A 20,922-nucleotide genomic window follows, 5' to 3' on the forward strand; every position below is an offset into this window, starting at 1 on the left:
ATGGGAAAGGCTATGGGAAGGATGGTTCATATTACAAACCATCCTTGAAGGTTACTTGCTTGCACAGTCTCTTGAGCTATAGATGTGATCAAGAGACAGGTAGTTATCGCCCTTTTTTCGCAAAACTATCGGATACCTTACTGAACATCTTCCATCTTACCCAACAAGGTACGTAAGCGATCTTGCCATGCTGATTGTTCTTGTTTGAGCTGTTCATTTTCACGTACCAGCGAATCACGGCTATCTGTTATATTTTGGACATCCTGAGATAACACTGTGTTCTTTTCTTTTAATTCTTCAATTTCCATTTGCAGCAAAGTGATGGTATCAATTGCCTGCTGAACTTTAGATTCTAGCTTTTCAAAAACTTCAAATGACATTCTTTAGCCCCTCTTATAAGCAATGCCTTGATTGTATTTAGCCTGTTAACGACTGTCTAGTTTCATACTTCTAATGTGTGGCATAACGAGAAATATAGTGACTAATCCTAAATGGAGATAAGATCACATTTCAGCGACCAATAAAACCACAATTAAATGCGAATTCGCTCATTTTGTTGACGCAACACGCAGATTTCAATTTCGCTATTTCTCGTTTCCGCTCATTAACGATAAATTCACATCGCCTTTCTCTGCGTAACCAGAACGCAGCAAGAAAGGACTAATAATTAATCTCCTCTCTGTACTTTTTATAGGATATAGAAATGAGTCAGACCACCACTCCAACATTATCAGGTCAATGCATTTCAGAATTTCTGGGTACTGCATTACTTGTTTTCTTCGGCTTAGGCTGTGTTGCTGCTGCCCGTCTTGCAGGAGCACAACTGGGTCTATGGGAAATCAGCATTATCTGGGGCTTTGGTGTTGCCCTGGCTGTTTACCTTACTGCCGGAATTTCTGGTGCACACCTGAATCCAGCAGTAACCATTGCGCTATGCCTATTTGCCAGTTTTGACAGAAAAAAAGTACTCCCTTACATCATTGCTCAAATGTTAGGCGGTTTTGTTGCCGCAGCTATCGTCTATATGATGTATTACAACCTTTTCCTTGATTATGAGCAAGTTCACAACATTGTTCGTGGATCACAAGAAAGTCTTTTCACGGCTGGAGTATTTTCCACTTACCCTGCATCACAAATTTCCGTATTCCATGCATTTATTGTTGAAGTTATCATCGCGGCTGTTTTGCTTTGCCTGATTCTGGCAATAACAGATGATGGCAATGGCATTCCACGTGGTCCTTTGGCACCACTGGTTATCGGTATTTTAATTGCTGTTATCGGTGGTTCTTTTGGCCCCCTGACCGGATTTGCCCTGAATCCCGCTCGTGATTTCGGCCCTAAGTTAGTTGCTTATTTAGCCGGATGGGGAAATATTGCTCTGACTGGTGGTCGGGACATCCCTTATTTCCTTGTTCCGTTGGTAGCCCCCGTTGTTGGTGCAATTCTGGGGGCATTTGGTTATCGCAAACTGATTACCCGCCATTTACCCTATGGAGCTTAGTTTTGCTGCCCTTGACAGATGATAACAGATAAAAAGTAAAAAAATTTTTGAATAAAACCAGGTTATAGTTATGACAACAGAAAATATGACGGATAAAAAATATATCGTTGCTTTGGATCAAGGGACAACCAGTTCACGGGCAGTAATACTTGATCACGACGCTAATATTGTCTGTATTTCACAACGTGAGTTTCCACAAATATATCCTAAGCCAGGCTGGGTGGAGCACGATCCAATGGAAATCTGGGCCAGCCAAAGCTCAACATTGGTCGAAGTGCTGGCAAAAGCAGATATCCGCACAGATCAAATTGCCAGTATTGGTATCACTAATCAACGAGAAACAACTATCATCTGGGAAAAAGAAACAGGTAAACCTGTTTACAATGCCATTGTATGGCAATGTCGCCGGACAGCAGATATTTGTACAAAACTGAAGAAAAAAGAAGGTCTGGAAGAATATATCCGTCATAACACTGGTCTGGTGATTGATCCCTATTTTTCCGGCACAAAAATAAAATGGATCTTGGACAATATTGAGGGTGTCCGCCTGCGTGCTGAAAATGGCGAACTGTTATTCGGCACAGTTGATACTTGGTTGGTTTGGAAAATGACACAAGGTCGCGTGCATGTCACCGATTACACCAATGCTTCCCGTACTATGCTATTCAACATCCATAATCTCGACTGGGATCAGAAAATCCTTGATGAGTTGGGTATTCCTCGCGTTATGTTGCCAAAAGTTGCCGCATCTTCTGAAATTTATGGTCAAACCAACATCGGTGGTAAAGGTGGTACTCGTATTCCTATTGCAGGAATTGCAGGGGATCAACAAGCTGCACTCTATGGTCAGTTATGTGTCCATCCTGGCATGGCAAAAAACACTTATGGCACAGGCTGCTTCCTGCTGATGAATACGGGAACTGATGCCGTACGTTCCAATCATGGGCTGCTGACTACCATCGCCTGTGGGCCACGAGGTGAAGTCAACTATGCGCTGGAAGGTGCCGTATTTGTAGGTGGTGCGTCTATTCAGTGGCTGCGTGATGAACTGAAACTTATTGCAGATGCAGCAGACTCCGAATACTTCGCCAAAAAAGTAAAAGACAGTAATGGCGTTTATGTTGTTCCGGCCTTTACCGGTCTTGGAGCCCCTTATTGGGATCCTTACGCCCGTGGCGCCATTTTCGGCCTGACTCGTGGTGCAAACAGTAACCATATTATTCGTGCCACACTCGAATCCATCGCTTACCAAACCCGTGATGTATTGGATGCAATGCAAGCCGATTCTGGTACACGCCTGCAAGCACTGCGCGTAGATGGTGGTGCGGTTGCCAATAATTTCTTGATGCAATTCCAGTCTGATATTCTCGGCACACGTGTCGAGCGCCCTGAAATACGCGAAAGCACAGCATTAGGTGCCGCCTTCCTTGCTGGTTTAGCTGTCGGTTTCTGGAAAGATCTTGACGAAGTGAAAAGTAAGGCAACTATCGAAAAAGAATTCCGTCCAAGTATTGAAACTACAGAACGTAATCACAGATACAACGGTTGGAAAAAAGCGGTTGCCCGTGCTCAAGAATGGGAAGACCGCGCTTGAAAAACAAACCTTTAAGGTGAAATAACCCCCAAATTGAAACATAATGCTCTGACATTACAGTACTTTTTATATGGCAGTACTGCTCTGTCAGAGCTTTCTCACTTCAATATTTTTGCCTACTACCAATATTCGCCGTCTTTATCCGACTGTCTGTTCCTGATGTTGTATCCGCTGAGAAATTGGCAACCAGCACAATAGAATAAGCAGAGCCATAAAAAACATCAGCATACCAATACTGAACTGGCCATTTTGTGGCAACATCGCCGATAACCATGTAGCCGCGCCTGACCCTATATTCTGTAATCCACCTACCAACGCCCCCGCTGCACCAGCCAGATAAGGAAATGGCTCCATAGCCCCCGTCGTTGCCAGCGGGAACAACATACCAGCGCCAAAAAAGAACAATGCAGCCGGGATCAACAGCGTCCAGATATTAATAATCCCCAACCATCCTGGCAACCACATCAACGTGCCTGCTAACAAACAACAGATGACGGAATTCCACATCAATTGATAAAACGTTTTGTTTTCACGTCCTGCATACCATGAGCCCAGAAATGCAGCAGGGATCGGCAGGATAAACAGAATACTGACAGTTAAACTGTCCAATCCTAAAACAGCCCCCATCAAAACCCCGCAGCTGGCCTCAAAAACAGCCACACCCGCCAGACTACCAACCAACATAATCAGGTAAGAAACAAAAACACCATTGGATAACAATTGGTGAAAAGAGATCAGCATCGTGCTCTGCTTTGTTTGCTCCGGGCGGGTTTCCGGTAAATGCCGGAATAAAAACAAAGTTACAGTTGCCCCCAACAGCAATAAAAACAAATAGCAAGCACGCCAACCAAAATAATGGCCTACGATACCGCCTACCATCGGTGCTAATAAAGGGCTGACCAATATCGCCATATTCAACAGACTATTGGCATAACGCAATTCTGTCCCCGTGTATAAATCTCTTGGCATAGTGCGCACCATTACTCCTCCGACCCCCGTGCCTAAGCCTTGAAATACACTGGCTATTACTAATATCAATAAACTGGAGGAAAACAGTGCACAAGTTGTGGCAACCAGAAAAATTGACATTCCTGTCAAAATAACGGGACGACGACCAATTTTATCCGATAATGGTCCATAAAAGAGCTGTGAGAGTCCATAAGAGAATAAGTATGCCGCCATAACACGCTGTACTTCACCCGCAGGTTTCCCGAAGTAATTCGCCATATCTGCAATAACTGGAACATAAATTGTCTGGGTCATCTGCCCGACAGCGGCCAACGCAATTAACATTAGCAATAAATTAAAATGCACTATTTTTCTCATCGCACTCACATACAATGTTATTTAAACAAAATACACGTGTACCCGGTTTCATTTAAGGAATAACAGCAATAACAAAGCCCCCAGGTTATTAATAAACAAACCTGACATACTGACTTCATTAGATTGAATTTTCCCGGTCAATTTATATTTTTTCTTGGCAGTATACAATTTCACACATGGAAAAAATGGCAGTCATATTTCCCATAAATGTCAATAAAAATGTACATATACCCCATAAAAATAGCAAAAATATAGTCAATGAGACTGTGACACGTAATTGATAAGGCTATTTCACTCAATCGCGTAAAATCTCGTCAAAGGAGCGCCAATTCACTCCATCTATTTCACTCCGTATTGTTACTCACTCAGTATCGTGTAGAGAGGCTAAATGCAATGGCAAACTGGGTTACAGGAAAAGTCACAGAGATAATCAATTGGACAGACTCACTATTCAGTATCAAGCTATGTGCACCAATAGAAAAATTCACTGCTGGACAATTTGCAAAACTTGCTCTCGAAGTTGAAGGAGAGCGCATCCAACGAGCTTATTCTTACGTCAATTCTCCCAATAACGATAACCTTGAGTTTTATTTAGTCACTGTGCCGGAAGGAAAGCTCAGTCCACGACTTGCTGCCTTGCAGAAAGGTGATGAATTGCTGGTCACAGAACAAGCGGCAGGTTTTTTTATCCTTGATGAAATTCCTGACTGCCAAAACCTGTGGATGCTCTCGACCGGGACAGCCATCGGGCCTTACCTTTCTATTCTTCAGCAAGGGAGTGATTTGGAACGATTTGAAAATATCATTCTGGTGCATGCCGTCAGGCTGGAGCAGGACTTAAGTTATTTACCACTCATGCAGCAATTAGAGAAATCTTTTCAGGGAAAACTGCGGATCCAAACTATCGTCAGTCGGGAAAAATGCCAGTATTCATTGATGGGGCGGATCCCGGCACTCATTGAAAATGGTGAAATGGAAGCAGCCGTCGGTTTACCTATGCAGGCAGAAAACAGCCACGTGATGCTGTGCGGAAACCCTCAGATGGTCAGAGATACCCGGCAACTACTGAAAGAGCAACGCGGCATGGAAAAACACCTGCGCCGTAAACCGGGCCATGTTACCAGCGAACAATACTGGTAACGATCAACCATAACTTTTACTTCTTATCACCTCTTCAAAGATCTTCATCTTTCAAGACACCGCTTTATTGGCGGTATCTTGAAATCTGTTGGGTAGATAAATCTATTCGGTATATACAGTTAATCAACGTTTTTGTACCGGATTGTCAGCAGAAATGTGATCAACCCTTTCTGCCGATTTGCCAAAACGGTTTGGCCCTTCTGTTCCACGAAATACACCGCAATCCAGCATAATCATGACAAAAATCAATGTCGGAATAAAACGACCAATACCCCATTGCCATATCGGTGCCATTGCGCTCCAATTAAGGGAAAGCAACACCCAGGCCAATGCCAGCAGCAACGTCCAGCCACCACGTTTATTACGGTCATGCAAGCGTTTCGAAAAAATTGCTGTTGTCGGATACAATATCAAGGCCGTACTTACCGCTGCATAATTCATGGGGAGAACATTCATTCCATGCAGAGTCAGGAGTATAAAAATCAGAGCGAAACAGATACCGATTCCGACCCAAAATTCCCGTCGCCCGATGCGACCTTTGAATGAGAATCCCCATTGTTGTAATGTCATGTACTCTTTTCCAATTGTGGATGCTGTTTTTCTGCTATTTACACTTTATTTCCGCGCTTGACACTCGGCGAGTAACAACATGAAAACAGACATAAATAAACTTCTGGTGACAATATTAATCGCTTTTAGCATCGGTTTACCATTCTCAACTGCTGCGGGTGAGCCTTCTGTCACATCAGGTATACACCCGCAACTCATGTATCTCTTGCCAGATTCCCCGGCTTTTGAAGATACCATCCCGACATTCCGGGAAAAATACAACAAAAAACACCCTGAAACTCTTCTGCATGAATATAAAGTCATTACGAGCAAAGATATCTCACTGCCTTTTATCCGCGCCGCCAGTAAAATCAACGAAAAAATCTACTCTTCAGCCGTGCTGGAGAGAGGTAGCGAGAAAATTAAAAGCCTGCAAATTACTTTATTACCATCCCAAAATGAGCAGGAAAAAGAACAGAACCTTTTGCTGACCAAACAGTATATCGTTGCCTTGATCGGCCAATTTGAACCAACACTTTCCCCAGAACAAATTAAAGAGAAAACGGAGAAACTCCTCAAGACGGCAGAAAAGCAGTCATTTTACAGCCGAAAAATGGGGGCAATACGCTATATCATCGTAAACAGCAGCGAAAATATAATGACCTTCGCTATTGAACCGATTAAGCTATCGCTATCTGACGTACCAGTAAATGAAAATTAGTGACATAGCGCAGAGCTATTCTGGCCGATGATCTTTATACTGTCGGCCTTCCACTTAAATGACATGAAGCCATTCATTGAAGAATATTAATTCAGTTCGCAATTTAATTATTTTCTGGTTGGAGGGAAAAATATGCGACATCCATTAGTTATGGGTAACTGGAAACTCAATGGCAGTACCCACATGGTTAACGACCTGATCACAGGCCTGCGTAAAGAATTGAGCAACATTGATGGCTGTGACGTCGCTATCGCACCACCAACTGTGTATGTTTCTCTGGCAAAAAGTGCACTGGCCGGCAGCCGTATCGCTCTGGGTGCACAAGATGTTGGCGTTAACCTTTCTGGTGCATTCACAGGCGAAACATCCGCAGAAATGCTGAAAGATGTGGGCGCAAGATATATTATCATCGGCCACTCTGAACGCCGCACTTACCACAAAGAAAGCGATGAATTCATAGCAAAAAAATTTGCTGTCCTGAAAGAACAAGGCCTTATTCCGGTTCTATGCATTGGTGAAACCGAACAAGAAAACGAAGCGGGCCAGACAGAAACAGTATGTGCACGCCAAATCGATGCTGTTCTTAACACATTGGGCGCAGAGGCCTTCGAAGGTGCAATCATTGCTTACGAGCCCGTTTGGGCAATCGGCACCGGCAAATCAGCAACACCAGCGCAAGCCCAGGCTGTCCATAAATTCATTCGTGACCACATCGCTAAACAAGATGCAGCCATTGCTGAGCAAGTTATCATCCAATACGGCGGCTCTGTTAACGCCGGCAATGCGGCTGAATTGTTTACCCAACCAGATATCGACGGTGCTCTGGTTGGTGGTGCATCACTGAAAGCTGATGCCTTTGCTGTTATCGTGAAAGCGGCTGCGGAAGCGAAAAAAGCCTAAGACACCTCAAACAGTTACAAAATAACCGCCACCAAGTTATCTGGTCGCGGTTATTTTTCTAATTCTTATTTCTTCTAGCCATTATTAACGCCGAATAATCTCATCAAATATGCCACCAGTAGAAAAGTGTTCCTTCTGTGCTTTTTTCCAGCCACCAAATACCTCATCAATTGTAAATACTTTCAACTCAGGGAAAATAGCACGGTACTTTTCTGCAATGGCTTTATCACGGGGACGATAATAATTTTTTGCAGCAATTTCCTGCCCAATCGGTGAATAAAGGTATTTCAGATATTCAGTTGCCAATTCGCGTGTACCTCGTTTATCAACCACTTTATCGACAACAGCCACCGTTGGTTCTGCCAGAATAGAAATGCTTGGAGTGATAATTTCGAATTTTCCTTCACCTTCCTTATCTAGAGCATTAATCGCCAGCAATGCTTCATTTTCCCATGCAATCAGTACATCACCGATACCGCGTTCAACAAAAGTATTGGTTGCCCCACGAGCACCAGAATCCAATACTTCAACATTTTTATACAACGCCTTCACAAATGCTTTTGCCTTAGCTTGATCCTGGTTGTTGTGCACCAAACTATATCCCCAGGCAGCCAGATAGTTCCAACGTGCACCACCGGATGTTTTGGGATTTGGTGTTACAACAGAAACATCAGGACGGATCAAATCTGACCAATCTTTAATCTGTTTGGGATTCCCTTTTCTCACCAGAAAAACAATCGTTGATGTATAAGGCGCGGAATTATCCGGTAAACGCTGGAGCCAGTTTTTAGCAATACTACCACGCTCTGCAATCGCATCCACATCATATGCCAACGCCAATGTTACGACATCTGCCTGAAGGCCATTAATCACTGAAGTTGCCTGCTTGCCTGAACCACCATGCGATTGTCGGATCGTTACCCGTTCTCCGGTTTTCTGCTGCCAATATTGACTGAATGCCTGATTATATTGTTGATACAACTCACGCGTCGGATCATAAGAAACATTCAAGAGTTGCACATCTTTCGCCCATACCTTTCCTCCTGTCAATATGACCAAGAATAACATTATCAGAGCAGAATACCTTGTCGTGCTCCAGTTCATTATCTTCCATTGCTTAACCTCCCATTGCGTAACCATCGTAAAATGCTCTCCTAAATTATTTATGATTTTCTCCATAAAAACTGACAGAAAGCGTTCTGACGCAGAAATAATTTAAAATTTCCACTTATTCACAACAGGAATATGACGAACAAAAAAGAACAGCCATATATATCATATGGCTGTATCTGAAAAATGAACTTACTAGTAGGGAAGAGGAGTAACCAGAACAGAATCAGTAGAGTTTTTTCGCTGTTTCCAACCAATCTTTCTTAAAGAAACGCTGCATATTTTGCACCGCATCAATAATATCATGATGGATAAGTTTCTCATTCTGGATACCAACACAGCGGCCACCATGACCTTCCAGTAGCAACTGGACAGAATAAGCCCCCATGCGTGATGCCAGAATGCGGTCATAAGCCACCGGCGCACCGCCACGCTGAATATGGCCTAATACCGTTGCACGAGTTTCATGGCGTGTTTCTGTTTCAATATATTTTGCCAGCTCATCTACTTCACAAACATGTTCAGTAATAGCGACGATGGCATGACGTTTACCTTTCTGGATACCAGCTTTAATTTCTGCTAATAGTTCTTCACGATCAAAAGGAATTTCACGTTCAGGCAGGACAATAAACTCACATCCACCGGCAATCGCTGCGGATAGAGTCAGATCACCACAATAACGTCCCATTACTTCAACAATAGAGATACGTTTGTGGGAAGTTGAGGTATCGCGCAGACGATCAATCGCTTCAACAACCGTCTCCAGTGCCGTAAAATAACCGATTGTATAATCAGTTCCCGCCACATCATTATCGATCGTACCGGGCAGACCGATACATGGGAAACCTGCCTCAGTCAGCTTTTTCGCTCCCAGATAAGAGCCATCACCACCAATCACCACCAGCGCATCAATTTCACTTTTGCGCATATTTTCAATAGCGATTTCCCGCACCTTATCATCTCTGAACTCAGGAAAACGCGCTGATCCTAAAAACGTTCCACCACGATTAATCATATCGGAAACGCTAAAGCGATCGAGCTTCTTCATCCTGTTTTCATACAACCCCAGATAGCCATCATAAATACCATAAACTTCTAACCCTTCGGTTAAAGCGGCACGAACAACTCCACGAATAGCGGCGTTCATACCCGGCGCATCTCCGCCACTCGTTAAGACTCCGATTCTTTTAATCTTGTTGATCATGATGACCTCTGACTTATAGATGTAATATTTGCCAATCTGCTGACTGCCTTCCCTGACAGGAAGATTTACAGCAGATTTTGCCAAACCTGATTGTCACTTCATTAGCTGAATTGATTCAACAGTGCCCATGATACGGAAAAATACTCAGTCTGCATTAATATTTTGTTTACTTTTTGACGATTTTTTGATTATGAATAAATTCTCCCATCAATCCCAACAATTTTTACGTGCCACTGGCACAATAGGCAAGGATCTTGGTAAATAAATAATATCGGCACTGAAACACTGATTACGCAAAAATGTTTCCAATCAACAATACACAGCCCAATACTGTCACAGCCAATGCAACAATACTGAACCATCAATTAAAATTTATGTTTATCAGCGAAAGCCCTTAGGATTATTCAGGATGGTCTATTTCAGGTATAAAAATAGCGTGTTAGATGGAAAAAGATAGGGGCAGAGAAACAAAGCGAATCGATTCTATCCAGCATGCCGCCGTGACCTTCAATAATTTCACCAAAGTCTTTCACTCCGCTGTCACGCTTAATTGCAGACATACATAACCCGCCGATAAACCCCATCAGTGTAATAGCCAATGATATCAGTCCGGCTTCCCACGGAGAAAAGGGTGTCACCCAATACAGTGACATCCCTAGCAATACCGAAGCCAAGATACCGCCAAAAAACCCTTCAACCGTTTTTTTGGGGCTTAATTTCGGCACAATGGAACGTTTACCAAATAATTTCCCGAACACATACTGCCAAACATCAGACATCTGCACCACAATCATCAGGAACAACAATAACTCAATATTTTGACCTTCATACCCAGGAATATCCAACATCAACAAAGCGGGCGCATGACTAAGGGCAAATACAGTTACCAACATACCCCACTGAATTTTTGCGGTGCGCTCCAGAAAACGAGTAGTATCACCAACCAAAGCAATGCGGGCAGGTAAAAACAGAAATACGTAAACAGGAATAAATATCGAAAACAACTCATACCACTGCATGCCCACCAAAACATACTGCACAGGTATAAAGCAGAAGAAGCACCAGAATAAAGCCTCATGGTCACCACGGCGAGTCGGCGTTAAAGTGATAAATTCGCGCAGGGCAAAAAAAGACATAACAGCAAATAATATAACTGACCCGACAGGCCCAACAACCACAGCCAGGACACAGACGATGCACATCATCCACCAGCCCCGAATACGGGCATTCAGGTTATCGATACTCGCATTACGCTTTTCTCCCGCATAACGAAATGACAAAACCCCACCAATCACGCTAGCAATAATTAATGCACCAAATATACCGCCAAATAGCAGCATCAAATTATGGCCTACTCCCATCATAGCACTAACTCCTCCAATGCAGCCTGGGCACGTTGCAAGAATGCGGCTTTACTTTCATTCTCAGTCAATTTATCCAATGGCTGACCGAATCTGGCCGAACAAATAATTGGCACCAGCAATATCTTTCCCTTTGGTAAAACGCGATTTAAATTTTCCAGATAAACCGGAATGAGTTCAGCATCAGGATACTTACGAGCCAAATAATACAGGCCACTCTTGAATGGATTGATTTGTTCACCATCTCCGCGAGTCCCTTCTGGAAAGAAAATTAAAGATTCTTTTCGCTCCAGAATCCCCGTCAACGGCGCAAGAACTTCTTCTTTGTGAGTATTCTCGCCTTGGCGCTCGATTAAAACCGCACAAAATATCTTATGCATCAGATAACGACGTAGACGGGTTTTATCCCAATAATCACGGGCCGCAACGGGATGAACCAGATGACGCAACGCAGAAGGGAGCCCAGACCAAATCACTAATCCATCAAGGTGGCTGGTGTGATTAGCATAATAAATACGACTTTTGGTCGAAGGCTGACAACCTATCCATCGCACCCGCACACCAGTCAAGATACGACATAGGCCCGATAACATCGCCCCCATACATTTTGACAGGAAGCTAATTTTATGAGTTTTTTTCATACAGGGTATCCCTATCCCTATTTATTTTTATATAGAGTAACAGTGATAAGATTTGTTTAATTAAGGGCTTGCAAGAAGGTAAGATAATCAAGATTGTTTGAGATAACAACAGGCCTATGGCCTATTCAGATATGACAAGGCTTCAGATAGCCTATACATGATGTGTAAACAGCTAATAAATTCAATTAAATCCAGTAATCCGCAAGCTATTTCTCATAAATTATCAGTAGGAAAACAACTTATGATATACCCTATGTGAGGACAAAAAAAAGCCCCTCAAGGGGGCTGAAAGACAGGGATGGTGTCTATGGCAAGGAAAATCGTTATTGATATTACTTCACGTCATATAGGTATAGCAGAATCAGTTCAATTCCCGAATAATTCGCGCCTTATAACACTTTCGGAGCTGTTGTTCTTGCTCCAATGTCAGCAATTGATACATTTGATGACGAATACGCGCTATCTCTACACTGAGATCAATATTCTGCTTTGCTACTTTTTCAAGCTGCGATCTTACCGCAGCTTCATCAAAATTCTTTGCAGTCAGAAGATTATACATCTTCCAACGTTCTGCCTGTATATCCGCCCTTACTTGCTCATGCAGATGCCGTTTTTTCACTAAATCCCACATCTGCTGTCGTTGCTGTTCAGTTAATGTAATTCCCCCAAAGACACAACTATAGTTATAGTTACGTTGGTAATAACCAGAATCACCCTTGTCGTATGGCAGACAAAACAGTGAGGAATCAGCCTCGGAGGCATTATACGCATCAGCAATTTCAGCTAAGGCCATTGCCGTTCCAAACACAGACATTGACGCTAAAGCTAATGTTGCTATTTTACGCATTTAATAATCCCTCGCTTTATCGAATAGCACTATTCGATTCAGTGCAGGTAATATAGCCTTGTGGCTGCAAACTAGCGTCAGAGCATGTAAAAGTACGTAAAGTCATGGAATAGCAAAATTTGTTATCGTATTTTGCTCTTGGAGGAAGAATGAATGCATAAGATATTATTAGTTGATGATGACCGCGAACTAACATCTTTATTAAAAGAATTACTAGAAATGGAAGGATTCAGTGTAGTGATCGCCCATGATGGTGAGCAGGCATTACAATTTATCGATTCTTCAATTGACTTGTTACTACTGGATATCATGATGCCACGTAAAAACGGCATCGAGACATTGAAGGAGCTACGTCAATACCACCAAACTCCCGTTATTATGTTAACGGCTCGAGGAAGCGATTTAGACCGCGTTCTGGGGCTAGAACTGGGGGCAGATGATTACTTACCTAAGCCTTTTAACGATCGTGAACTGGTAGCCCGTATACGCGCGATTTTACGTCGTTCCAACTGGAACGAACAACAAGCTGACAACGGTACACCTGTGCTCGAAGTCGATAAACTGCAACTCAACCCAGGGCGCCAGGAAGCCAGCTTTGATGGCAATATTCTGGATTTAACTGGAACAGAATTCACACTTCTCTACTTATTGGCTCAACATTTGGGGCAAGTGGTTTCCCGTGAACATTTAAGTCAAGAAGTATTAGGAAAACGACTCACACCTTTTGACAGAGCCATAGACATGCATATTTCTAACCTTCGTCGTAAATTACCCAACCGGACTGATGAATTACCCTGGTTTAAAACGTTACGTGGACGCGGATATTTAATGGTTTCAGCGAAATGATCAATAGCCTAACAGCCCGCATATTTGCCATTTTCTGGCTAACGCTGGCGCTCGTTTTGATGGTCGCGCTAATGGCGCCCAAACTGGACTCAAGGCAATTAACCCCACTATTAGACAGTGAATATCAGCAAGGCAACCAGATAGCCAAACATATTGGAGAAGAATTAACTCGTTATCCACCCAATGATCTATTCTGGTGGCTCAGGCTAGATCGTGCCATTGCCCAATGGGCACCACCAGATCAATTCTTATATCTTGCTACTACTGAAGGGCGTGTCGTTGGTCATGAGAAAAATTTTATGCAGGTTGTTCGCAATTTCCTCGGCCAATCTGACAATACAGACCACCCTAAAAAGAAAAAATATGGTCGCATAGAAATACTTGGGCCATTTTCAATACGTGATGGTGGAGATTACTATCATCTCTACCAGCTTCGGCCAGCAGGCAGCCCACAATCAGATTTTATTAATTTGATGTTTGATCGCCCTTTCCTGCTGCCTGCGGCAACCATGTTAATCAGTGCACCACTACTCCTATGGCTGGCATGGAGTTTAGCAAAACCTGCCCGTAAGTTAAAAAACGCGGCAGATGAAGTAGCAAAAGGTAATCTAAGACAACATCCCGAACTGGAATCAGGCCCACAAGAATTTCTGGCTGCTGGCAGCAGTTTCAACCAAATGATCAGTGCATTAGAAAGAATGGTAACCGCCCAACAACGGCTGATATCCGATATTTCGCACGAATTACGCACTCCCCTTACCCGCTTACAACTTGCAACAGCATTGCTACGCCGCCGCCACGGAGAAAGCAAAGAACTGGAGCGCATTGAAACAGAAACTCAGCGTCTGGATGGCATGATTAATGACCTTTTAATACTTTCCCGCAACCAACATAAGAACGAGTTACTGCGTGAAAATGTCAAAGCCAGTGAGATATGGAATGACATATTGGAAAATGCCAAATTTGAAGTCGAACAGATGAACAAAACGCTGGATATCGTTTCTCCCCCTGGTTCATGGACTATTTACTGCAACCCGGCAGTACTTGGCAGTGCGCTAGAAAACATCGTCCGCAACGCCCTTCGCTATTCCAGCAGCCATATCGCTGTTGCATTTAAAGCTGATAATCATGGCGTGACGATTACAGTTGATGATGATGGCCCTGGGGTCAACCCTGAAGACCGTGAACATATCTTCCGCCCGTTTTACCGGACAGACGAAGCGAGGGATAGAGAATCAGGCGGAACTGGATTGGGGTTAGCGATAGTACAAACTGCGGTAGAACAGCATCGAGGTTGGGTTAAAGCAGAAGATAGCCCTTTAGGGGGGCTACGGTTGGTGATTTGGTTACCGTTGCATGGGCGGTAGGTGGATGGCGCCCTGACCGAAATTTAGTTAATAACAGTATGTAATAATTTAAAAAAAAAGACTATTATGCTTGACCTTGAGGCATTGAGAGTCTACTCTCGTCGCGTATTAATGAAAATTACTCATATAGTGATTTATATTTAGAGAAAAACATTTTTATATCAAACAGATAACCAATCCACGATTAGTGATAGGCACTCTGGGAGCCGTAACCTAGTGCGGTAGCTTTAATCAGATATAGAAATATATATTCCCTTTCCAATTCTGCATCATCTTAAAATCAGCCGAAAAATTTAAAAATGAAAATTCTGGTTACTGATGGAGCTGGTTTCATAGGCTCTGTGTTCTCTGCATTGATTCCATCAAAATCATTTGAGCTTATACTATCTTCTTGAAATTTCATTCCTAGACACCATGCCGATTTTTATTCATTTACAAGAAAATATAAAATTCAATAAGTTAAAATCTGACAATATGAAATAATGAAAAGCTTGTAATTGACTGGTTTTAGAAATAACTCTTCAACTTTCAGCTAAAGACCAAACTGCCTCTGCATTAAAAAATACAATATATTGAGTAAATATGACCACAACAGTTAAACTATCTCCTTCTCAAATCACATTCAGGGCAATAAAAAGTAAGACAGTTCTGGAGTCCGCTCTAGAATCTGGCGTGGTACTAGAGTATAGCTGCAAGAATGGTTCGTGTGGTATGTGTGAATCCGTTTTGATTGCTGGGGAAGTATCCGATAAACAAGAGAATGTCTACAAAACTGGCGATCGTTTTCTAACTTGTCAATGCAAGCCTACCTCTGACGAGGTTACTATAGAAGCTGAATATTACCCGGAACTTGCTGAGATAACACAAAAGATTGTTCCCTGCAAAGTTAGTTCAACTAATATAATAGCGGATGAATATATAATCATTAAATTTAGGCTGCCACCCACTGCATCTTTTGCATTCCTACCTGGTCAATACATCAATCTACATTATCAAGGGATAGTACGTAGTTACTCCATCGCTAACGCTAATATTCAAGATGGAATTGAGTTACATATTCGCCGAGTCAATAATGGTGCTATGAGTGGCCTCTTGTTTAATAACTTGGCTATAAATACCTTATTGAGGTTAGAAGGGCCAATAGGAACTTTCTTTGTCAGAGACGATGTACGCCCCATTATTTTTCTTGCTGGCGGCACAGGATTTGCTCCAGTTAAGTCTATGGTTGAAAAACTTATTCAACAAGATTCCAAACGCGATATTCACATCTATTGGGGAATGAACAATAGCTCTGATTTCTACTCGAATCTCCCAATAGAATGGGCAGATAAACACGAAAATATACGTTATGTACCAGTCATATCTGGTGAAGATTCTCAATGGTCAGGAAGAAAAGGATTCGTACATAAAGCAGTAATAGAGGATTTTCATAGCCTCTCAACATTTGCCGTGTATGCTTGTGGTTCCCCAATGATGATTGAAGCTGCAAGAGCTGATTTTGTAAAAAAAGAACTGTCTGGCAAACACTTCTTCTCTGATGCATTTACCGTATCTAAATAAATGAGGAAATAATGAAGGCTGTAATTCTTGCCGGTGGGCTGGGTACTCGCCTAAGCGAAGAAACTATCGTAAAACCGAAACCAATGGTAGAAATTGGTGGCAAGCCTATCTTGTGGCATATCATGAAAATGTATTCTGCTCATGGCATCAATGACTTTATTATCTGCTGTGGCTACAAGGGATATGTTATCAAGGAATATTTTGCCAACTATTTCCTGCATATGTCTGACGTAACATTCCGTATGACAGAAAATCGAATGGAAGTTCACGAAAAACGAGCAGAGCCTTGGAATGTAACGTTAGTTGATACCGGAGATGCCTCTATGACTGGTGGTCGTCTAAAACGAGTAGCAGAATATGTAAAAAACGATGATGCTTTTCTATTTACCTATGGAGATGGTGTTGCCGACGTAGATATCCAGGGTACTATAGATTTTCATCGTAGCCATGGGAAATTAGCTACCCTTACCGCAACTTTCCCTCCTGGACGATTTGGAGCACTTGATATCCAAAATAAACAGATCCGTTCCTTCAAAGAGAAACCCAAAGGAGATGGGGCCATGATCAATGGCGGTTTCTTTGTACTCAATCCTAAGGTAATTAATCTTATCAATAACGATGCCACTATCTGGGAACAGGAACCTTTGATGACCTTGGCAGAACAAGGGGAATTGATGGCATATGAACATACAGGATTCTGGCAACCGATGGATACTCTACGCGACAAGCATCATCTTGAAGAGTTATGGTTAAAAGAACAGGCCCCCTGGAAAATTTGGGAGTAAACACTGTGATTGATGTGAACTTCTGGAGCGGAAAGCGTGTTTTCCTTACTGGTCATACTGGTTTTAAAGGTGGTTGGCTTTCCCTCTGGCTTGAAGAGATGGGGGCAACTGTTCGTGGCTATTCACTCCCTGCCCCAACTGAGCCCAGCCTATTTGAAACAGCAAGTGTTTACAAAGGATTACTTTCTGAAGAGGGAGATATCCGCGATTTCTTCCATCTACGTCAAGCCATGGCTGACTTCAAACCCGAAATAGTCTTTCATATGGCTGCTCAGCCTTTAGTAAGGCTCTCCTACGATAACCCAGTTGAAACCTATTCCACCAATGTAATGGGTACTGTCTATCTACTAGAAACCATCAAACAGATTGAGGGAGTTAAAGCTGTTGTAAATATCACCAGTGATAAATGCTACGAAAATAAAGAATGGGTTTGGGGATATCGTGAAAATGAAGCAATGGGTGGCTACGATCCTTACTCCAATAGTAAAGGATGTGCAGAACTAGTAGCTTCGGCCTACCGTAGCTCTTTCTTTAGTCCCAAAGATTACGCACATCATGGAGTTGCTTTGGCCTCAGTTCGTGCTGGTAATGTTATCGGCGGTGGTGATTGGGCTAAAGATCGACTGATCCCAGATATTTTACGTTCTTTCCAGAATAACGAACCTGTAGTTATTCGCAATCCATACTCGATTCGTCCATGGCAACACGTTCTAGAACCACTTTCCGGCTATCTACTGCTAGCTCAACATCTTTATAAAGATGGCTGTAACTTTGCCGAGGGATGGAACTTTGGCCCCAATGACAATGATGCCAAACCCGTTCAGTTTATCGTTGAAACCATGATCCAATTATGGGGAGAAAGTGCTACTTGGCAACTTGATGGTACAGAACATCCACATGAAGCTCATTACCTCAAGCTAGATTGCTCCAAAGCTAAAGTAAGAATGAATTGGCATCCGCGCTGGGATTTAGTTAATACGCTAGAACGTATCGTTAACTGGCATAAAGCATGGTTGTCCGGTGAAGATATGCGTGAAGTTTCACTTCGTGAAATCCGCGATTATATGGCGGCACAATAAGGTAACTTTGTTACGGTTATACCTACAGATTTCAGGAGATAGGGTATATATGGCTTTTAACCTATATAGCCGTAACATATTTCCCCCTTTTATATTGCTGACAAGAACAAGTAATACAATCGATTGACAGGAAATGAATTAATGAGTGCTCAAGCATTGCGTGAACAGATCTCCTCACTGGTTGCTCAGTATGCAGAGGAGGCAATGGCGCCTAAACCTTTTGTAGCAGGTACTAGCGTAGTACCACCTTCTGGTAAAGTAATCGGCTCCCGAGAACTGCAACTAATGGTTGAAGCATCACTAGATGGTTGGCTGACTACCGGGCGTTTTAATGATGCCTTTGAGAAAAAACTAGGTGAGTATATTGGCGTACCCCATGTGCTAACCACAACATCAGGTTCATCTGCTAACCTGTTAGCCTTAACGGCTTTGACATCTCACAAATTGGGAGAACGTGCGCTGAAACCAGGGGATGAAGTCATCACTGTAGCAGCCGGCTTTCCAACGACTGTTAACCCATCTATTCAAAATGGTCTTATTCCTGTCTTTGTCGATGTAGATATTCCAACTTACAACATTGACTCAACACTAATTGAAGCTGCCGTCACTGAAAAAACTAAAGCTATCATGGTCGCCCACACATTGGGTAACCCATTTAATTTGGCTGAAGTACGCCGCATAGCTGATAAATACAAATTATGGCTTATTGAAGACTGCTGTGATGCTCTCGGCACTCGTTATGATGGAAAAATGGTTGGAACATTCGGTGATATTGGCACCGTTAGCTTCTATCCTGCGCACCATATTACTATGGGTGAAGGTGGTGCTGTGTTCACTAAGTCAGCTAAACTAAAAACGATTATTGAATCTTTCCGTGATTGGGGACGCGATTGTTATTGTGCACCCGGCTGCGATAATACCTGTGGCAAACGTTTTGGTCAGCAACTGGGATCATTGCCTCATGGTTATGATCACAAGTACACCTATTCTCATCTCGGTTACAACTTGAAGATCACCGACATGCAGGCTGCCTGTGGGCTGGCTCAATTGGAGCGCGTTGAAGAATTTGTTGAACAGCGTAAGGCTAACTTTGCCTATCTGAAAGCAGGGCTGGCAAACTGCACCGAGTTCCTTGAATTACCTGAAGCAACCGAAAATTCAGAACCTTCTTGGTTTGGTTTCCCTATCACATTAAAAGAAACCAGTGGAATTAACCGTGTTGAACTTCTCAAGTTCTTGGACGAAGCCAAAATCGGTACACGTTTGCTGTTTGCCGGAAATCTGACTCGCCAACCTTATTTTGCTAACCGCGAGTATCGTGTGGTTGGTGAGTTGACTAATACCGACCGTATCATGCATCAAACATTCTGGATTGGTATTTATCCTGGCTTGACTAAAGACCACTTGGATCATGTCATTACTAAGTTTGAAGAGTTCTTTGGGGTTAGTTTTTAATTAATCATTATAGGTAAATCGCAATGGTAGAAAAATCAAAAACAGTTATATTAAGTGGAGGTAGTGGATTTATAGGCTCTCATTTAATTAACTCTTTATTAAATCAAAATATTTCTGTCATTGCAATTACTCGTTCTAAAATTAACAAACCATTATGCAGAAGCTCACAACTAATTTGGTGTGAATGGCAAGAAATTGAGGATGTTATTAAATACCACAAAAAAAATTCCGACTTTTTGGCTGTAATCCATTTAGCAACTGTATATGGGCGTGAGCTAGATAATTTTATTGAAATTGAGAATGGAAATGTAATAAAACCTCTTCAATTACTTGAAGTTATAATTAAAAATAACATACCTTTATTCATTAATACTGATAGCTATTTTTCAAAGCCGCATTTTAATTATCAATATATGCGTCCTTATATAATAACCAAACAACATTTAAATGAATGGGGTAAATTATTATCTAATAAATATGGATTTTCATTTATTAATATGAGGCTAGAACATATTTATGGCCCTGGAGATAGTCAAGGAAAATTTATTCCATTTATTTTAGATGCCTTTAAGAAAAATCATAAAGAAATAAAATGCACTGATGGAATGCAACGGCGAGATTTTATTTATGTATCCGATGTTGTTGATGCTTTTATCACAATATTAGAATCAAAATGTTTGCCTATATACTCTGAATATCAAGTAGGATTAGGATACTCTGTTTTTATGAAAGATTTCATAGAATGTATGAAAGAGTGTTTTCCTTATACTAATACTCAAATAAAATATGGTGTATTACCTCATCGTGATAATGAAATAATGGATTCATTTGCAGATATCTCTTCATTATCTGCATTAGGTTGGCATCCTAAGTTTGATTATAAAAAAGGCATAAAGGCTATGGTTGGCATAGTATGACTATTAGTTATTAACAGAA

General features: G+C 42.1%; 20 protein-coding genes. 12 read left to right on the forward strand and 8 right to left on the reverse strand.

What is annotated here, in order from left to right; all coding sequences use genetic code 11:
• Positions 1–137 precede the first annotated feature (137 nt).
• Positions 138–380 (reverse strand): cell division protein ZapB, encoded by a 243-nt coding sequence (gene zapB / locus Xind_RS10085; RefSeq protein ID WP_047682650.1) that lies wholly within the window; start codon positions 378–380, stop codon positions 138–140.
• Between the two features lie 323 nt (positions 381–703).
• Between zapB and Xind_RS10090 the strand changes: the two genes are divergently transcribed.
• Together Xind_RS10090 and glpK are read left to right on the forward strand one after the other, a co-directional pair.
• Positions 704–1,501, forward strand: a complete 798-nt coding sequence (locus tag Xind_RS10090) for an MIP/aquaporin family protein (protein ID WP_187649987.1) — start codon at positions 704–706, stop codon at positions 1,499–1,501.
• A 70-nt stretch (positions 1,502–1,571) separates the two neighbouring features.
• Complete coding sequence (gene glpK, locus Xind_RS10095) at positions 1,572–3,095, forward strand: glycerol kinase GlpK (RefSeq protein ID WP_187649988.1); 1,524 nt, start codon at positions 1,572–1,574, stop codon at positions 3,093–3,095.
• A gap of 138 nt (positions 3,096–3,233) precedes the next feature.
• Here glpK and emrD read toward each other — a convergent pair whose 3' ends face one another.
• A complete protein-coding gene (emrD, locus tag Xind_RS10100) occupies positions 3,234–4,421 on the reverse strand; it encodes a multidrug efflux MFS transporter EmrD (RefSeq protein ID WP_187649989.1) in 1,188 nt (395 codons plus the stop codon).
• A gap of 393 nt (positions 4,422–4,814) precedes the next feature.
• Between emrD and fpr the strand changes: the two genes are divergently transcribed.
• Positions 4,815–5,561, forward strand: a complete 747-nt coding sequence (gene fpr, locus Xind_RS10105; RefSeq protein WP_047682662.1) for a ferredoxin--NADP(+) reductase — start codon at positions 4,815–4,817, stop codon at positions 5,559–5,561.
• Positions 5,562–5,684: 123 nt separating this feature from the next.
• Here fpr and Xind_RS10110 read toward each other — a convergent pair whose 3' ends face one another.
• Positions 5,685–6,131, reverse strand: a complete 447-nt coding sequence (locus Xind_RS10110) for a DUF805 domain-containing protein (RefSeq protein WP_047682665.1) — start codon at positions 6,129–6,131, stop codon at positions 5,685–5,687.
• A gap of 79 nt (positions 6,132–6,210) precedes the next feature.
• Here Xind_RS10110 and Xind_RS10115 point away from each other — a divergent pair, with 79 nt between their 5' ends.
• Both Xind_RS10115 and tpiA read left to right on the forward strand, forming a co-directional pair.
• Positions 6,211–6,831, forward strand: a complete 621-nt coding sequence (locus Xind_RS10115) for a DUF1454 family protein (RefSeq protein WP_047682667.1) — start codon at positions 6,211–6,213, stop codon at positions 6,829–6,831.
• Positions 6,832–6,963: 132 nt separating this feature from the next.
• Positions 6,964–7,731: a triose-phosphate isomerase gene (gene tpiA / locus Xind_RS10120; protein ID WP_047682669.1), complete on the forward strand. Its 768-nt coding sequence runs from the start codon at positions 6,964–6,966 to the stop codon at positions 7,729–7,731.
• Positions 7,732–7,815: 84 nt separating this feature from the next.
• Here tpiA and Xind_RS10125 read toward each other — a convergent pair whose 3' ends face one another.
• The 5 genes from Xind_RS10125 to Xind_RS10145 all read right to left on the reverse strand — a co-directional run bounded on the left by Xind_RS10125 (position 7,816) and on the right by Xind_RS10145 (position 12,894).
• Positions 7,816–8,799, reverse strand: coding sequence for a sulfate ABC transporter substrate-binding protein (locus Xind_RS10125; protein ID WP_187650054.1), 984 nt, complete (start codon positions 8,797–8,799; stop codon positions 7,816–7,818).
• Positions 8,800–9,067: 268 nt separating this feature from the next.
• Entirely contained in the window at positions 9,068–10,045 is a 978-nt protein-coding gene (gene pfkA / locus Xind_RS10130; protein WP_187649990.1) for a 6-phosphofructokinase, read from the reverse strand.
• Between the two features lie 419 nt (positions 10,046–10,464).
• Positions 10,465–11,409: a phosphatidate cytidylyltransferase gene (locus Xind_RS10135; RefSeq protein WP_187649991.1), complete on the reverse strand. Its 945-nt coding sequence runs from the start codon at positions 11,407–11,409 to the stop codon at positions 10,465–10,467.
• Positions 11,406–12,047: a lysophospholipid acyltransferase family protein gene (locus tag Xind_RS10140; protein ID WP_047682679.1), complete on the reverse strand. Its 642-nt coding sequence runs from the start codon at positions 12,045–12,047 to the stop codon at positions 11,406–11,408. The genes Xind_RS10135 and Xind_RS10140 overlap by 4 nt, the downstream gene beginning before the upstream one ends.
• 361 nt (positions 12,048–12,408) lie before the next feature.
• Positions 12,409–12,894 (reverse strand): Spy/CpxP family protein refolding chaperone, encoded by a 486-nt coding sequence (locus Xind_RS10145; protein WP_187649992.1) that lies wholly within the window; start codon positions 12,892–12,894, stop codon positions 12,409–12,411.
• Positions 12,895–13,047: 153 nt separating this feature from the next.
• Here Xind_RS10145 and cpxR point away from each other — a divergent pair, with 153 nt between their 5' ends.
• The 7 genes from cpxR to Xind_RS10180 all read left to right on the forward strand — a co-directional run bounded on the left by cpxR (position 13,048) and on the right by Xind_RS10180 (position 20,903).
• Positions 13,048–13,740, forward strand: a complete 693-nt coding sequence (gene cpxR, locus Xind_RS10150) for an envelope stress response regulator transcription factor CpxR (protein WP_047682683.1) — start codon at positions 13,048–13,050, stop codon at positions 13,738–13,740.
• Complete coding sequence (gene cpxA, locus Xind_RS10155) at positions 13,737–15,107, forward strand: envelope stress sensor histidine kinase CpxA (protein ID WP_187649993.1); 1,371 nt, start codon at positions 13,737–13,739, stop codon at positions 15,105–15,107. The genes cpxR and cpxA overlap by 4 nt, the downstream gene beginning before the upstream one ends.
• Positions 15,108–15,689: 582 nt before the next feature.
• Complete coding sequence (locus Xind_RS10160; protein WP_187649994.1) at positions 15,690–16,667, forward strand: FAD-binding oxidoreductase; 978 nt, start codon at positions 15,690–15,692, stop codon at positions 16,665–16,667.
• An 11-nt stretch (positions 16,668–16,678) separates the two neighbouring features.
• On the forward strand, positions 16,679–17,452 hold the full coding sequence (gene rfbF, locus Xind_RS10165) for a glucose-1-phosphate cytidylyltransferase (RefSeq protein ID WP_187649995.1): 774 nt from the start codon (positions 16,679–16,681) through the stop codon (positions 17,450–17,452).
• A gap of 5 nt (positions 17,453–17,457) precedes the next feature.
• A complete protein-coding gene (gene rfbG / locus Xind_RS10170) occupies positions 17,458–18,531 on the forward strand; it encodes a CDP-glucose 4,6-dehydratase (protein ID WP_187649996.1) in 1,074 nt (357 codons plus the stop codon).
• Positions 18,532–18,672: 141 nt separating this feature from the next.
• Positions 18,673–19,986 carry a lipopolysaccharide biosynthesis protein RfbH gene (rfbH, locus tag Xind_RS10175; protein WP_187649997.1) on the forward strand — a complete coding sequence of 438 codons (1,314 nt, stop codon included), beginning with the start codon at positions 18,673–18,675 and terminating at the stop codon, positions 19,984–19,986.
• Between the two features lie 23 nt (positions 19,987–20,009).
• Entirely contained in the window at positions 20,010–20,903 is an 894-nt protein-coding gene (locus tag Xind_RS10180; RefSeq protein WP_187649998.1) for an SDR family oxidoreductase, read from the forward strand.
• Positions 20,904–20,922: the final 19 nt, after the last annotated feature.

It is taken from the genome of Xenorhabdus indica, assembly GCF_014467235.1.
In the GTDB taxonomy this organism is placed as follows: Bacteria; Pseudomonadota; Gammaproteobacteria; order Enterobacterales; family Enterobacteriaceae; genus Xenorhabdus; species Xenorhabdus indica.

Excerpts from the sequence above, each read along its gene's own strand:
- zapB (WP_047682650.1), bottom strand. The coding sequence starts at position 380 with ATGTCATTTGAAGTTTTTGAAAAGCTAGAATCTAAAGTTCAGCAGGCA.
- Xind_RS10090 (WP_187649987.1), top strand. The coding sequence starts at position 704 with ATGAGTCAGACCACCACTCCAACATTATCAGGTCAATGCATTTCAGAA.
- glpK (WP_187649988.1), top strand. The coding sequence starts at position 1,572 with ATGACAACAGAAAATATGACGGATAAAAAATATATCGTTGCTTTGGAT.
- emrD (WP_187649989.1), bottom strand. The coding sequence starts at position 4,421 with ATGAGAAAAATAGTGCATTTTAATTTATTGCTAATGTTAATTGCGTTG.
- fpr (WP_047682662.1), top strand. The coding sequence starts at position 4,815 with ATGGCAAACTGGGTTACAGGAAAAGTCACAGAGATAATCAATTGGACA.
- Xind_RS10110 (WP_047682665.1), bottom strand. The coding sequence starts at position 6,131 with ATGACATTACAACAATGGGGATTCTCATTCAAAGGTCGCATCGGGCGA.
- Xind_RS10115 (WP_047682667.1), top strand. The coding sequence starts at position 6,211 with ATGAAAACAGACATAAATAAACTTCTGGTGACAATATTAATCGCTTTT.
- tpiA (WP_047682669.1), top strand. The coding sequence starts at position 6,964 with ATGCGACATCCATTAGTTATGGGTAACTGGAAACTCAATGGCAGTACC.
- Xind_RS10125 (WP_187650054.1), bottom strand. The coding sequence starts at position 8,799 with ATGTTATTCTTGGTCATATTGACAGGAGGAAAGGTATGGGCGAAAGAT.
- pfkA (WP_187649990.1), bottom strand. The coding sequence starts at position 10,045 with ATGATCAACAAGATTAAAAGAATCGGAGTCTTAACGAGTGGCGGAGAT.
- Xind_RS10135 (WP_187649991.1), bottom strand. The coding sequence starts at position 11,409 with ATGATGGGAGTAGGCCATAATTTGATGCTGCTATTTGGCGGTATATTT.
- Xind_RS10140 (WP_047682679.1), bottom strand. The coding sequence starts at position 12,047 with ATGAAAAAAACTCATAAAATTAGCTTCCTGTCAAAATGTATGGGGGCG.
- Xind_RS10145 (WP_187649992.1), bottom strand. The coding sequence starts at position 12,894 with ATGCGTAAAATAGCAACATTAGCTTTAGCGTCAATGTCTGTGTTTGGA.
- cpxR (WP_047682683.1), top strand. The coding sequence starts at position 13,048 with ATGCATAAGATATTATTAGTTGATGATGACCGCGAACTAACATCTTTA.
- cpxA (WP_187649993.1), top strand. The coding sequence starts at position 13,737 with ATGATCAATAGCCTAACAGCCCGCATATTTGCCATTTTCTGGCTAACG.
- Xind_RS10160 (WP_187649994.1), top strand. The coding sequence starts at position 15,690 with ATGACCACAACAGTTAAACTATCTCCTTCTCAAATCACATTCAGGGCA.
- rfbF (WP_187649995.1), top strand. The coding sequence starts at position 16,679 with ATGAAGGCTGTAATTCTTGCCGGTGGGCTGGGTACTCGCCTAAGCGAA.
- rfbH (WP_187649997.1), top strand. The coding sequence starts at position 18,673 with ATGAGTGCTCAAGCATTGCGTGAACAGATCTCCTCACTGGTTGCTCAG.
- Xind_RS10180 (WP_187649998.1), top strand. The coding sequence starts at position 20,010 with ATGGTAGAAAAATCAAAAACAGTTATATTAAGTGGAGGTAGTGGATTT.